Annotated in this window: 14 protein-coding genes; 6 read left to right on the top strand and 8 right to left on the bottom strand. The window is 71.4% G+C overall.

Going from position 1 to position 13067, the window contains the following annotated elements:
- Positions 1–96: 96 nt before the first annotated feature.
- A complete protein-coding gene (locus FHS29_RS11170; protein WP_184690501.1) occupies positions 97–564 on the top strand; it encodes a phospholipase in 468 nt (155 codons plus the stop codon).
- A gap of 45 nt (positions 565–609) precedes the next feature.
- On the opposite strand, the gene FHS29_RS11165 is transcribed toward FHS29_RS11170, so the two are convergent.
- Positions 610–3054: a DNA translocase FtsK gene (locus FHS29_RS11165; RefSeq protein ID WP_184690500.1), complete on the bottom strand. Its 2445-nt coding sequence runs from the start codon at positions 3052–3054 to the stop codon at positions 610–612.
- A gap of 130 nt (positions 3055–3184) precedes the next feature.
- Between FHS29_RS11165 and FHS29_RS11160 the strand changes: the two genes are divergently transcribed.
- Both FHS29_RS11160 and FHS29_RS11155 read left to right on the top strand, forming a co-directional pair.
- Complete coding sequence (locus FHS29_RS11160) at positions 3185–3964, top strand: lysophospholipid acyltransferase family protein (RefSeq protein WP_184690499.1); 780 nt, start codon at positions 3185–3187, stop codon at positions 3962–3964.
- Positions 3961–4872, top strand: a complete 912-nt coding sequence (locus FHS29_RS11155; protein ID WP_312864863.1) for an EamA family transporter — start codon at positions 3961–3963, stop codon at positions 4870–4872. The genes FHS29_RS11160 and FHS29_RS11155 overlap by 4 nt, the downstream gene beginning before the upstream one ends.
- Here the strand turns inward: FHS29_RS11155 and FHS29_RS11150 are convergent.
- Positions 4859–5044, bottom strand: a complete 186-nt coding sequence (locus tag FHS29_RS11150; RefSeq protein WP_184690498.1) for a DUF397 domain-containing protein — start codon at positions 5042–5044, stop codon at positions 4859–4861. The genes FHS29_RS11155 and FHS29_RS11150 overlap by 14 nt on opposite strands.
- Positions 5045–5082: 38 nt before the next feature.
- On the opposite strand from FHS29_RS11150, the gene FHS29_RS11145 reads away from it, so the two are divergent.
- On the top strand, positions 5083–5235 hold the full coding sequence (locus FHS29_RS11145) for a hypothetical protein (RefSeq protein ID WP_184690497.1): 153 nt from the start codon (positions 5083–5085) through the stop codon (positions 5233–5235).
- Here the strand turns inward: FHS29_RS11145 and FHS29_RS11140 are convergent.
- From FHS29_RS11140 to thyX, 6 genes are all read right to left on the bottom strand, one after another.
- Positions 5222–6901 (bottom strand): ribonuclease J, encoded by a 1680-nt coding sequence (locus tag FHS29_RS11140; RefSeq protein WP_184690496.1) that lies wholly within the window; start codon positions 6899–6901, stop codon positions 5222–5224. The genes FHS29_RS11145 and FHS29_RS11140 overlap by 14 nt on opposite strands.
- Positions 6898–7794, bottom strand: coding sequence for a 4-hydroxy-tetrahydrodipicolinate synthase (gene dapA / locus FHS29_RS11135; RefSeq protein WP_184690495.1), 897 nt, complete (start codon positions 7792–7794; stop codon positions 6898–6900). The genes FHS29_RS11140 and dapA overlap by 4 nt, the downstream gene beginning before the upstream one ends.
- Before the next feature lie 49 nt (positions 7795–7843).
- A complete protein-coding gene (locus tag FHS29_RS11130) occupies positions 7844–8464 on the bottom strand; it encodes a TIGR03085 family metal-binding protein (protein WP_184690494.1) in 621 nt (206 codons plus the stop codon).
- A gap of 26 nt (positions 8465–8490) precedes the next feature.
- Positions 8491–9930 (bottom strand): serine/threonine-protein kinase, encoded by a 1440-nt coding sequence (locus tag FHS29_RS11125; RefSeq protein ID WP_184690493.1) that lies wholly within the window; start codon positions 9928–9930, stop codon positions 8491–8493.
- Between the two features lie 195 nt (positions 9931–10125).
- Positions 10126–10515, bottom strand: coding sequence for an ACT domain-containing protein (locus tag FHS29_RS11120; RefSeq protein WP_184690492.1), 390 nt, complete (start codon positions 10513–10515; stop codon positions 10126–10128).
- A gap of 2 nt (positions 10516–10517) precedes the next feature.
- Positions 10518–11270 carry an FAD-dependent thymidylate synthase gene (thyX, locus tag FHS29_RS11115; protein ID WP_184690491.1) on the bottom strand — a complete coding sequence of 251 codons (753 nt, stop codon included), beginning with the start codon at positions 11268–11270 and terminating at the stop codon, positions 10518–10520.
- Between the two features lie 270 nt (positions 11271–11540).
- On the opposite strand from thyX, the gene FHS29_RS11110 reads away from it, so the two are divergent.
- Positions 11541–12056: a toxin-antitoxin system HicB family antitoxin gene (locus tag FHS29_RS11110; RefSeq protein ID WP_184690490.1), complete on the top strand. Its 516-nt coding sequence runs from the start codon at positions 11541–11543 to the stop codon at positions 12054–12056.
- Entirely contained in the window at positions 12056–12958 is a 903-nt protein-coding gene (locus FHS29_RS11105) for a DUF4097 family beta strand repeat-containing protein (RefSeq protein WP_184690489.1), read from the top strand. Before FHS29_RS11110 ends, FHS29_RS11105 begins: the two co-directional genes overlap by 1 nt.
- Positions 12959–13067 lie beyond the last annotated feature (109 nt).

The following is a 13067-nucleotide window of genomic DNA, read 5'->3' as shown; positions in this document are numbered from 1 at the left end:
GCGGGATCGGGAGTCCGAAGCGGCGCCGGAGGAGTTCACCCGGTGTTGCCTCCCCGTGAGCCTATTGGGGCTGTCGGACGTCGTTCGCGGGCCGGTATGAACCTCCTCACAGACGTTCGACCGAGGGGGAAACCCACCGTGACATCCCTGCGCGCCGCGTTCGCCGTCGTCCTGACCTCACTCGCCCTGCTGGTCGGCGCGGGCCCGGCGCAAGCCGCCATCGACGCCCCGGCCGTGACCGACGACTACGTGTTCGGCAAGACCCTGGCCCAGTTCAGCTCCATCCGGGCCGGAACCCCTTACCGGGACCAGCTCGACTGGTCCTCCGACGGCTGCTCCTGGTCGCCGGACAACCCGTTCGGCTTCAAGTTCCTGCCCGCGTGCCACCGGCACGACTTCGGGTACCGCAACTACAAGCGGCAGGGCCGGTTCAACGAGACGACCCGGCTCCGCATCGACGACAAGTTCAAGGCCGACCTGTACCACCAGTGCGCGGGCAACTGGGCGTGCAACCGCACCGCGGACCTGTACTACAAGGCCGTCCGCGAGTTCGGCGCCAGCTGATCCGAGGCCGGCTGATCCGGGAGCCGGCTGGTCCGAGGGTCCGGTTCAGTCCCCGTCGTCGGACGGGTCGGGGGCTGAACCGCCCCGGATCAGGTACACCAGCGAGTCCAGCTCGTCCGGCTTGATCAGCACGTCGCGGGCCTTGGAGCCCTCCGACGGGCCGACCACGCCGCGCGTCTCCAGCAGGTCCATCAGCCGGCCCGCCTTGGCGAAGCCCACCCGCAGCTTGCGCTGGAGCATCGACGTCGAGCCGAACTGGGACGTGACGATCAGCTCCGCCGCCTGGATCAGCAGCTCCAGGTCGTCGCCGATGTCGGCGTCGATCTCCTTCTTCTCGCCCGCCTTCGCCGCCGTGACGCCGTCGGTGTACTCCGGCTGCGCCTGGTCCTTGGTGAAGTTGACGATCTCGGCGATCTCCTCGTCGCCGACGAACGCGCCCTGCACGCGCACCGGCTTCGACGCGCCCATCGGCAGGTACAGGCCGTCGCCCATGCCGATCAGCTTCTCCGCGCCCGGCTGGTCCAGGATGACCCGCGAGTCGGTCAGCGACGAGGTCGCGAACGCCAGCCGGGACGGCACGTTCGTCTTGATCAGGCCGGTCACCACGTCCACCGACGGCCGCTGCGTGGCCAGCACCAGGTGGATGCCCGCCGCCCGCGCCTTCTGGGTGATCCGCACGATCGCGTCCTCCACGTCGCGCGGCGCGGTCATCATCAGGTCCGCCAGCTCGTCCACGATCGCCATGATGTACGGGTACGGCCGGTAGACGCGTTCGCTGCCGGGCGGTGCGCTGATCTCGCCGGACTTCACCTTGCGGTTGAAGTCGTCGATGTGGCGCACCCGGTTGACCTGCATGTCCTGGTAGCGCTGCTCCATCTCCTCCACCAGCCAGGCCAGCGCGGCGGCGGCCTTCTTCGGCTGGGTGATGATGGGCGTGATCAGGTGCGGGATCCCCTCGTACGGGGTGAGTTCGACCATCTTCGGGTCGATCAGGATCATCCGCACCTCGTCCGGCGTCGCCCGCGCCAGCAGCGACACCAGCATCGAGTTCACGAAGCTCGACTTGCCGGAACCGGTGGAACCCGCGACCAGCAGGTGCGGCATCTTGGTCAGGTTCGCGGTGACGAAGTGGCCCTCGATGTCCTTGCCCAGCCCGATCACCATCGGGTGGTTGTCCTTGACCGTGGACGGCGAGCGCAGCACGTCGCCCAGCCGCACCATCTCGCGGTCGCTGTTGGGCACCTCGATGCCGACCGCCGACTTGCCGGGGATGGGCGCGAGCAGCCGCACGTTGTCGGTGGCCACCGCGTAGGCGATGTTCTTGGTCAGCGCGGTGATCTTCTCGACCTTCACGCCAGGCCCCAGCTCCACCTCGTACCGGGTCACCGTCGGGCCCCTGGTGAAGCCGGTGACCTGGGCGTCGATGGAGAACTGGTCCAGCACGCCGGTGATGGCCTCGATCATCTGGTCGTTGGCCTTGCTGCGGGCCTTCGGCGCGTCGCCGTCCTTGAGGATGGTGGGCGGCGGCAGCTTGTAGTCGCCCTCGACCGCGCGCACCGCCATGGTGGGCTTGGGTTTCTCGGAGGGTTCCGAGGACGGCTTGGGCTTGGGCGCGGGACGCGGCGGTGGCGGCGGCTGCTCCTCGGCGTCCAGCGGCAGTTCGGGCTGCTGCTCGTCGGGGACGGCGGCCTGCCTGCGCCGGGAAGGGCGCCGCAGTCGGACCGGCTTGGGCTCCTCCTCGACGGCCTCGTCGTCCTCCCGGCCGAGACCTTCCGTCTCGTCCTCGGCGCGGCGGCCGTGCAGCAGCGCGCCGAGCTTCGCGGGCACGTCGCGGATCGGCAGGTGCGCCAGCACCAGCACGCCGTAGCCGAAGATCAGCACCAGCAGCGGACCGGCGACCCACGGGGTGAGGCCCTGCGCGAGGAAACCGCCGGCCAGGTAGCCGAGGGCACCGCCCGCACCGCGGCGCTCGACGGGATCGGCGGGCAGACCGCCGATGAGGTGGAACATGCCCAGGAACCCGACCGCGACCAGCACCCCGCCGATCACCAGCCGGGGACGGGCCTCCGGGTTCGCGTCGGTGCGCATGAGCGCCACGCCGACCACCAGCAGCACCACGGGCAGGATCATCGCCGGCGCGCCGACCGAACTGCGCACCGCGACGTCCACCCACTGCCCCACCGGGCCGCCCGCCTGCCACCACACGCCCGCACCGGTGATCACCGCGAGCGAGATCAGCACCAGCGCCAGACCGTCCCGGCGGTGCGCCGGGTCCAACTCCTTGCCGCGGCCGACCGCCCGCACCACACCGCCGACACCGCGCCCGAGCAGACCCCAGACCTTGCCCACCGAGCCGGACGACTTGCGGGCCGCGGGTTTCCTGGTGGTGGCACGTGACCTGGGCTTGGACGCGGCCGCGCGAGGCTTCGACCCGGCCCTGGAGCCACGGGTCGTGCCCTTGCCGCGCGAGGTACCGGTTCGGCCAGCCATGCGTCTAAGTTAGCCCCTCGAGTCCCACCGGCCACAACGGTCACAGAGGACGTGACGTGCGTTGCCCGACGCCCATAGTTGCCCTGAATCGAGTGCACCCACACGTCGACACGCCGTAGCCTTCCCCGCTGTGTCCACACCACTGCTGTGGCGCGTGCTGACCACCGTCGACCGCGGGTTCGTCGGTCTGAGCGGACGGCTTCGAGTCACCGGCGACATCCCGGCAGACCTCAAGGGCCGTCCCCTGCTGCTCGCGTCCAACCACATCGGCAACCTCGACCCGTTCGTGCTGATCGCCGCGTGCCACAAGATCGGCGTCGCCCCGCGCTTCATGCTGGCGGGCGGGCTGCTCGACGCCCCGGTGCTGGGGCCCGCGCTGAAGGCGTCCGGTCACCTGCGCGTCGACCGCGCGTCGGCGTCCGTGGGCGAGGCCTACCACCGGGCGGTGGAAGCACTGCGCAGCAGCGGCGACCCGCTCGCCGTGTACCCGGAAGGCGGCATCAGCAAGGACCCCGGCCTGTGGCCGGAACGCGGCAAGACCGGTGCGGCGCGGTTGGCGTTGAGCGGCGAGGTCCCGGTGATCCCGGTCAGCCAGTGGGGCGCGCACGAAGCCGTCTACTGGGGCAACACCCGGGTCGACGGGTGGGCGGACCTCAAGCCCTACCTGACGTCCTACCTGCGCGGGCTGCGCCGGCGTCCGACGTTCCAGGTGCACTTCGGCGCGCCGGTCGACCTGTCGGACCTCCGGGACGGGCATCCGGGGGACGCGCGGCGGGCGCACGAACGGATCATGCGGGCCATCACGGCCGGTCTGGTGCCGCTGCGGGCCGACGAACCCGACCGGCCGAAGTTCCACGACCCCACCCGTCCCACGACGGGCAACAGCCCGTGGCGCCCGGAAGCGGCGTGAGCACCAGGGGTCTGGCGTTGGCGCTGCTGTCGTCCCTGACGTTCGGCATGTCCGGTGTGATGGCGAAACCCGTGATGGCCGTCGGCGTGACGCCGGTTCAGGTCACCAGCGCGCGGATCGGCATCGCGGCCGTGGTGCTGCTGGTCTTCGTGGCGTCGGTGCGGCCTCGGGCGCTGCGGTTCGCCCGTGGCTCCTGGGCGCTGGCCGCCGGGTACGGGCTGTTCGGCGTGATCGGCGCGCCGTTGCTGTTCTTCGTGTCGGCGGCGCGGATCCCCGTCGCCATCGCGATGTTGCTGGAGTTCACCGCGCCGATCCTGGTGGCGTTGTGGGTGCGGTTCGTGCGCGGGACGCGGTTGGCGGGCGCCGTCTGGTGGGGGATGGCGGTGGCGCTGCTGGGTCTGGCGGTGATCGGCGAGGTGTGGCGGTCGCTCCGGCTCGACACCGCGGGTGTGCTGGCCGGGTTGGCGTCGGCGGTCTGCACGGCCGCCTACTACCTGCTCGGGGAGAGGGCGGCGGGCCGGCACGACCCGTTCGGGGTGCTCGCGTTGGGGATGCTGGTCGGCGCGGTGGCGCTGGCCGTGTTCAGCCCGCCCTGGCTGGTGCCCATGGGGCAGTCGACCGAACTCGGGCCGGCGTGGCTCTTGTTGCCGGGCTTGGCCTTGGTGGCGACCGCGCTGCCTTACCTGGCGGGCATGTTCTCGCTGCGGCACCTGCCTTCCTCGGCGGCCAGCGTGATCGGGTTCCTGGAGCCCGTGGTGGCGACCGTGCTGGCGTGGTGGCTGTTGAGCGAGGCGCTGAACGTCGTGCAGGTGGCCGGCGCGGTGGTGCTGCTGGGAGGTGCGGCCGTCGTCCAGGTGGCGAGCAGCCGCACCGTTCCCGTCGTGGAACCCGTTCCTACGCCCGGGTGAGGCCGGCGATGAAGGCTTCCCACGCGGCGGACGTGAACGAGACCGTCCCGCCGGCGCGGTGCTTGGTGTCACGGACCGTCGCGCCGCCGGCGACGGGCGCGACCTCGACGCAGTTCTCGCCGTTGCTGCTGGAGCTGGAAGTCCGCCACGTGAGGCGGTCGGCAGGGGGCATGTCAGTCCTCCGAACTGGTGTCCAGGGCGGCGAGCCGCATGACCGGCCGCGTGCGACTGCGCCTGAGCGCTGCGGAGAACGCGCTCGCCGCGTTCACCGTAGGCGACCGCGTCCGGGCCCGGCTGGTGTGGCCGGGCGCGGACGCGGTCGTCGGGGGAACCGCTGATCAGGTGCGGGTCACACCGGGATGATCGTCGGGACGATCATCGGGCGGCGGCGGTAGGTTTCGGCGACCCACCGGCCGACCACCCGGCGCACGGCCTGGGCGATGCGGTGCGAGTCGGTGATGCCCTCGGCCTCGGTGCGCGACAGTTCCATCTCCACCAGGGAGATGGCCTGGTCCAGCGCCTTCGGGTCGTCGGAGAAGCCCCGTCCGGACACCGTGGGCGGCGCCACCGCGCGGCCGGAGTTGGAGTCCACCGCCACCGTGATGGCGATGAAACCGCCCTCCCCCAGCACGAGCCGGTCGGACAGGGTGGACTCGCCGACGTCGCCGACCGAGAGGCCGTCGACGTACACGTGGCCCACCTCGACCCGGCCGCTGATGGCCGCCTTGCCGTCGACCAGGTCCACCACCACGCCGTCCTCGGCGATCACGACCCGTTCCTCCGCCACGCCCGTCGCGACCGCCAGCGCCGCGTTCGCCCGCAGGTGACGCCACTCGCCGTGCACCGGCATGACGTTGGACGGCCGCACGGCGTTGTAGAGGAACAGCAGCTCACCGGCCGGCGAGTGACCGGACACGTGCACCTTGGCGTTGCCCTGGTGGATCACCGTGGCACCGAGCCGGGCCAGGCCGTTGACCACGCCGAACACCGCGTTCTCGTTGCCGGGGATCAGCGACGACGCCAGCACGATGGTGTCGCCCGCCTGGATGGAGATCTGCCGGTGCTCACCGCGCGCCATCCGGGACAGCGCCGACAGCGGCTCGCCCTGCGAGCCGGTCGACACGAACAGCACCTCGTTCTCCGGCATGTCCATGGCCTCGTGCAGGTCCACGAACAGCCCGTCCGGCACCTTCAGGAAACCCAGCTCGGCGGCGATGCCCATGTTGCGGACCATGGAACGGCCGACCAGCGCCACCCGCCGGTTGTACTGCACGGCCACGTCCAGCACCTGTTGCACGCGGTGCACGTGCGAGGCGAAGCAGGCCACGATGACCCGCTGGTTGGCCTTGCGGATCACGTTCTCCAGCACCGGGCCGATCTCCCGCTCCGGCGACACGAACCCCGGCACCTCGGCGTTGGTGGAGTCGACCAGGAACAGGTCCACGCCCTCGTCGCCCAGCCGGGAGAAGCCCGCCAGGTCGGTCAGCCGGCCGTCCAGCGGCAGCTGGTCCAGCTTGATGTCGCCGGTGTGCAGCACCAGCCCGGCCGACGTGCGGATGGCGACCGCCACCGCGTCCGGGATGGAGTGGTTGACCGCGAAGAACTCCAGCTCGTACGGCCCGAACGCGCGGTGCTCCCCGTCGGAGATCTCGACCAGCGTCGGGTTCTGCCGGTGCTCCTTGCACTTGGCCGCGAGCAGCGCCAGGGTGAACCGCGACCCCACCACGGGCAGGTCCGGGCGCAGCTTGAGCAGGAACGGCACCGCGCCGATGTGGTCCTCGTGACCGTGGGTCAGCACCAGCGCGTCGATGTCGTCCAGGCGGTCCTCGATGGCCCGGAAGTCCGGCAGGATCAGGTCCACGCCGGGCTGGTCGTCCTCGGGGAACAGCACCCCGCAATCCACCACCAGCAGCCGTCCGGCGTGCTCGAACACGGTCATGTTGCGGCCGACCTCGCCGATACCGCCCAGTGCGACGACGCGCAGACCTCCGTCGGGCAGTGCGGGCGGGGGTGGGCTCGGGTTGATCACGCGTTGACTCCCAGTTCGGCCGTGACGGCCTCGATGTCCTCGGTTGATGCGGGTACCAGCGGCAGTCTCGGGTCGCCCACGTCGACGCCCCTCAAACGCAGCGCCGCCTTGGCGTAGGTGACGCCGGGCATCCGGTTGAACGGCCGCAGCAGCGGCAGCAGGTCCTGGTGGATCGCGGTCGCCCGGGCCACGTCGCCCGCCTCGAACGCGTCCAGCATCTCGCGCATCCGGTCGGCGGCGATGTGCGCCAGGACGCTGACGAAGCCGACCGCGCCGACCGACAGCCACGGCAGGTTCAGCGGGTCGTCGCCGGAGTAGTAGGCCAGGTCGGTCGCCGCGAGCACCTTGCTGCCCGCGAGCAGGTCGCCCTTGGCGTCCTTCACCGCGACGACCCGCGGGTGCTCGGCGAGCCGCAGCAGCGTGTCCACCTCGATCGGGATCACCGTGCGGGGCGGGATGTCGTAGAGCATCACCGGCACGCCGACGGCGTCCGCGACGGTGCGGAAGTGCGCTTCGACGCCCGCCTGCGTGGGCCGCGAGTAGTACGGGGTGACCAGCAGCAGGCCGTGCGCGCCGGCCGCCTCGGACTGCTTGGCCAGTTCGACGCTGTGCGCGGTGTCGTAGGTGCCGGCGCCGCTGACCACGGTCGCGCGGTCGCCGACGGCCTGGACCACGGCGCGGATCAGGTCCACCTTTTCGGCGTCGGTGGTGGTCGGGCTCTCACCGGTGGTTCCGTTCACCACGAGACCGTCGTTGCCGAGCTCGACCAGGTGCTTCGCGAGGTGCTGCGCCTTGTCCAGGTCCAACGCCCCGGAGGCGTCGAACGGGGTCACCATGGCGGTGAGCACCCGGCCGAAGGGGCGGCCGGGCGAGGCGGTAGGGCATCCGGTCATGGCCAAACGCTACCGCCTGACCTGCACGCGGTCCGTGATGGGCCGGTTTTCACATGCTCCGGTCCAGCGTTCTCACCGCCCGGACGGCGTCCCGGTCGCCGTCGTATTCCACCTCGGCGCGATCGCGGCCGAACGCGTGCACCAGCAATTCCGAGACCTGCCCGGTCAGCACGACGGGGTTCGGCCCGGTCTTTGCCGTGACCGACCCGCCGTCGGGGCGGCGCAGCACCACGCCCACCGGGCTGCGGCGGTAGGTGAGCCTGGCCGCGGTGCGCAGCCCCTTCCACAGCACGGCGTCGCGCCGCGGGTCCGGCGAACGCGGCCGCCAGTCGTCCCGGGCGCGCCGGACGTCCTCGTGGTGCACGAAGTACTCGACGCTGTTCACCAGCTCGTCCAGCAGCGCGTAGGGCGACCACCGAGGCGGTCCGCCGCGCACCAGCGCGACCAGTTCGGGCCACGGCTTGGCGGCGTAGCCGTCCTGGACCTTGCGCGTGTGGCGGGCGAGCGGCTTGACCAGGATGCCCGCCGCGGCGTCCGGGCGGCGTTCCCGCAGCACGAGGTGCGCGGCGAGGTCCCTGGTCCGCCACGGGTCGCACAGGGTGGGCGCGTCCGGCCCCACCTCGGCGAACAGCCCGGTCAGCAGCCTGCGTTCGTCCTGTGCGACACCCATGCCCCCAGGCTACTTCCGGGTCCGGGCTACTTCTCGGCGTAGACTTGGTCGTTGAGCAGCGCGCGGTCCTTGTTCCACAGCACGCAGGCGATCTCCCTGGTGCCCTTGGACGCGGCGTAGTCCTGCCTCCACTCGTCCTGGGTGGGGACGACCGCCGCGTACCGCAGCGTGGTGCCCTTGGACTCCAGCGGCACCCGCGAGGACTGGAACACCAGCGTGCAGTAGTCCTCGGCGAACCCGCGCAGGACCTGCTCACCGGGGTAGGGCACGGAGGTCAGCGAGCCGAACGCGTCGGCCTGCGCGAACACCTCGATGTTGTGCTCTTCGTCGCAGTCCGCGCTCCCCACCCGCACCGAGTCGGCCAGGAAGTCGTCACCGCACTGGTTCACGCCCAGCCTGAACTCGGGCAGCTGACCGCCGCCGCCGAAGGTGACCGTCGGCGCCATCGCGGCCGGCGGCTTGTCGGTGAACAGCCACCGGTCGACCATGACGCCGCCCAGGAAGAACAACACCGCGCCCACCGCGACGCCGGCCGTGATCAGGCCTTTCAGCCACGGCTTGCGCTGCTGCGGAGGCTGCGCGCGGTACTGCATGGTCGGGGGCGGTCCGGCGAAGCCCTGCGGCGGGGTGGGGTGGGCGGCGGCGCGTTCCAGCATGGCGCGCGCCTGCGGGCCGGTGAGCCGGGCGTTCGGATCGGGCATCATCAGGCCGGTGATCACCGCGGCCAGCACGCCGTGCGCCCTGGTCAGCCGGGGCATCTCGTTCATGATCGCGTGCAGGGTGGACGCGGTGGTGGAGCGCTCGTAGGGGTTCGCGCCCTCCACGGCGTAGCAGAGCGTGGCACCCAGCGCCCACAGGTCGGACGCGGGCGACGCCTCGTGGCCGTGGATGCGTTCCGGCGACATGTACGCGGGCGAGCCGATCAGGCTGCCGCTGGTGGTCAGCCGGGGGTCGTCCACGGCCTGGGCGATGCCGAAGTCGGTGAGCTTGACGCGGCCGTTGGGCTGCACCATCAGGTTGCCGGGCTTCACGTCGCGGTGCACGATCCCGGCCTGGTGGGCGGTGTCCAGCGCGGACAGCGCCTGCACCGCGACGGCGATCACCCGGTCCTGCGGCAGCGGGCCGCCCTGGGCGATGATCGTGGACAGCGTGGCGGCTTCCACGAGTTCCATCACGATGTAGGTCATGCCGTGCTCGGCGACCACGTCGAACACGGTGACCACGCCGGGATCGTTGAGCCGGCCCGCGGTGCGCGCCTCGCGCAGCACCCGTTCCTCCAGCACCCGGCGCTCCTCGTGCGCGATGCCGTCGGGCAGGTGCAGCTCCTTGATCGCGACCTGGCGGCCGATCACGGTGTCCTGGGCGCGCCAGACCACCCCCATGCCGCCTCGGCCGAGTTCGCCGAGCAGCGTGTACCTGCCCGCGATCACCCGAGGCTGGGCGCTCACACCTTGTGGACCAGTCACCGTCGTACTCCTCAGCCGTGGACGGCGGAACGCTACTTCAGACCACCCGGAAGACCGCTTGGTTTCACTGAATTGGATTGAGCCGCCTCCGGCGGCTCGGGCTCGGCCGCCTGGAAGTCGGCAGGCCGTGCCTGATTTCCCGGCGATCGAAGAGCGTGATCGTCGGGAAATCAGGCACGGCCTCCCGACGCGGCCTCACGGGGGTAGGTGGACCTCGTGCCCGGAGGCGCTCAGCGCGGTCACCGCACGGCCCAGGTCGGTGGCCTTCACCAGCAGGTGGTCGGTGTCGTAGGTGGACAGCGCGAACAGGCTCACGCCGGCCGCGGCCAGCTCGCCGGACAGCGCCGCCATGATCCCGGTCAGCGTGAACTCCAGCGGTCCGCGCACGGTCAGCAGCCGCCAGCCCGCCTGGGCGGTGTCGGTGTCCGGGGCGTGCTCGCTCGGGCACACGACGGACAGCTCGTCGGGCGTGCGGGTGACCGACACCAGGGCGTGGTCGAGCAGCCCGGCCGGAACGGGGGCGTCGGCGGCGAGCCGCGCGACGGTGTACTCCCCCGGCCGGACGTCGACGATCAGTCGCTTCACGCTCAGCCTTCGGTGACCAGCGGGCTGGTGGCGACCTCGGTGCCGTCGGGCAGCGTGGAGACGGTGAAGTCGGCGAACACGTTGGCCGCGGCCTTCTGGAGCTGGCGCAGGCACTCGACGGCGAGGGCGCGGATCTCCACGTCGGCGTGCTCGGTGGCGCGCATGGCGATGAAGTGCCGCCACGCGCGGTAGTTGCCGGTGACCACGATGCGGGTCTCGGTGGCGTTCGGCAGGATCGCGCGGGCCGCCTGACGGGCCTGCTTGCGGCGCAGGGTGGCGCTCGGGACGTCGGAGAACTTCTCCTCCAGGCCCTTGAGCAGCTCGTTGTACGCTTCCACGCTGGCCTGCGCGGCCCGGACGAACTTCTCGTGCAGCTCGGGGTCGTTCGCGATGACGTCCGGCTCGACCATGGCGGCGTTCCGCTCGGGCACGTACCGCTGCGAGAGCTGCGAGTACGAGAAGTGGCGGTGCCGGATCAGCTCGTGCGTGAGCGACCGCGAGATGCCGGTCAGGTAGAAGCTGACCGAGCCGTGCTCCAGCACGGACAGGTGGCCGACCTCGATGATGTGCTTGATGTAGCCGGCGTTGGTGGCCGTGGCCGGGTTCGGCTTGGTCCACGACTGGTAGCAGGCGCGACCGGCGAACTCGGCGAGCGCCTCGCCGCCGTCGGCGTCGGTGGACCACGGGACCTCGTCCGGGGGGAAGAACTCCGTCTTCGCGATCAACTGCACCTTCGGCGACACCGTCTCAGCCATGGCCGGAACCCTAACCGATCCGCTGTTCGGCCCTACGTGCCACTGCGGTGCTGCGCAGCGTGCCCGAGCCGTGCCACAGCGTCGAATCGCCATGTCCGACGGGGGGCGACCGGATGACGCCTCCGCTCTCGGAAGGCTCCGTTTCGCGTCGTTGTACGGGCGACTCAGAGGTGTCCGCTGGGCGTGTTCGACGCCCTTCGCGATTGCTCGACACGGCATGGCGTCAGCGTGACACTTGACTGATGTCAGTTCTGACGCCATGGTGGTGTCATGGATCTGTCGCCGTACATCGCACAACTGCGCGAGGACCTCGCGACAGCCGCGTCCGCCGGGGACGACAACACCCGGCGCACCGCGGCTGTGCTGTCCGCCGCGCTGGAGCCCGCCGCCCGGCTGGCTCTCATGAACGCACTGTCCGACCTGGCCGCGGAGGTGACCGTGGCGCTCGACGGCCAGGTCGTCGAGGTCAGGTTGGACGGCCGGGACGTCCAGGTGGTGGTGTCCGGCGCTGCGCCCTCCCGTGAGGACCACGAACCGGAGCCGGCGGGAGTTCCCCGGCCGACCGCCGGTGACGCCACCCGCATCACGCTGCGGCTGCTGGACGAGCTCAAGTCGAAGGCCGAGCAGGCCGCGGCGGCCCAGGGGCTGTCGCTCAACACGTTCGTCGCCCAGGCCGTGCAGGGCGCGGTGGGCGGGCGTCGCGGCCACCACAAGGGCCACCACGAGCCCACCTCGAAGCCGTCCAAGGACGACGGCTCCCGCGTCCGGGGCTGGGTGCAGGGCTGATGGAGGGGGAGACGGTGGAGACGGAGCAGGTCGTCCGGCAGCAGAGCTTCGAGGTGGAGGGCGTGGTCGAGATCGACGTCGCCCTGCTCACCGGGCGGGTGCAGGTGCACCTCGTGGACGAGCCGGGCGTGCACGTGGAGGTCCGGCACGACGCGTCCGCGGGCGAGTCCTGGACGGCGGGCCTGAACAACCTGCTGAGCTGGGTGAACGACCAGTTCGGCGCGGGACGCGGGCAGCCGGGCGGGCCGGCCGAGGCGGTGCGCGACGCGCGGGTGGAGCTGACCGGGCAGCGGTTGCGGATCCAGTCGTCCAAGTCGCTGCCGCTGCGGGCGGTGGCGTTGGGCGTGACGGTGCGCGCGCCGAGCGGGTCGCACGTGATCACGAAGTCCGGCGCGGCCGACGTGACCGTGACGGGCGCGGCCGGCCGGCTGGAGATCCAGACCGGCACCGGAGACGTCACCGCCGACCGGGCGGACGCGTCGTCGCAGGTCAACTCCGGGTCGGGCAAGGTCCGCCTGGGGCCGATGCTGGGTGGTCTGCGGGCGAAGACGGGCAGCGGGGACATCGAGGTGTCGTCCGTCGGCGGCAACACCGTGCTCTACACCGGAACCGGTGACGTGTGGCTCGGCGCGGTGCAGAACGACGTGCAGGTGCGCACCGGTGGCGGTGACGTCACGGTCGCCGACGCGGCGTCGGGCCGCCTGCAGCTGGGTACCGGATCGGGTGACGTTCGGGTCGGCGTACGGCCCGGGGTGGCGGCGCAGGTCGACCTCGTGTCCACCTCCGGCACGGCCCGCAGCGAACTCGCGGTCTCCGACACCCCGCCGGAGGGCGGGACGAACCTGTTCGTCACCGGTCGGACCGGCACCGGCAACGCGCTGGTGACCGCCTCCACCAGCTGACCGGCCACCAACGACCGGCTACCAGCTGACCGAGCAGAAACTGACCGAGCGGCAACTGAGCAAGCAGCAGCTGACCGGCCACCAACGACCGGCCATCAGCTGACCGGGC

This window comes from Saccharothrix tamanrassetensis (genome assembly GCF_014203665.1).
In the GTDB taxonomy this organism is placed as follows: domain Bacteria; phylum Actinomycetota; class Actinomycetes; order Mycobacteriales; family Pseudonocardiaceae; genus Actinosynnema; species Actinosynnema tamanrassetense.
Note: the sequence above shows the minus strand (reverse complement) of the source record. Positions and strands in the feature narration are given on the sequence as shown.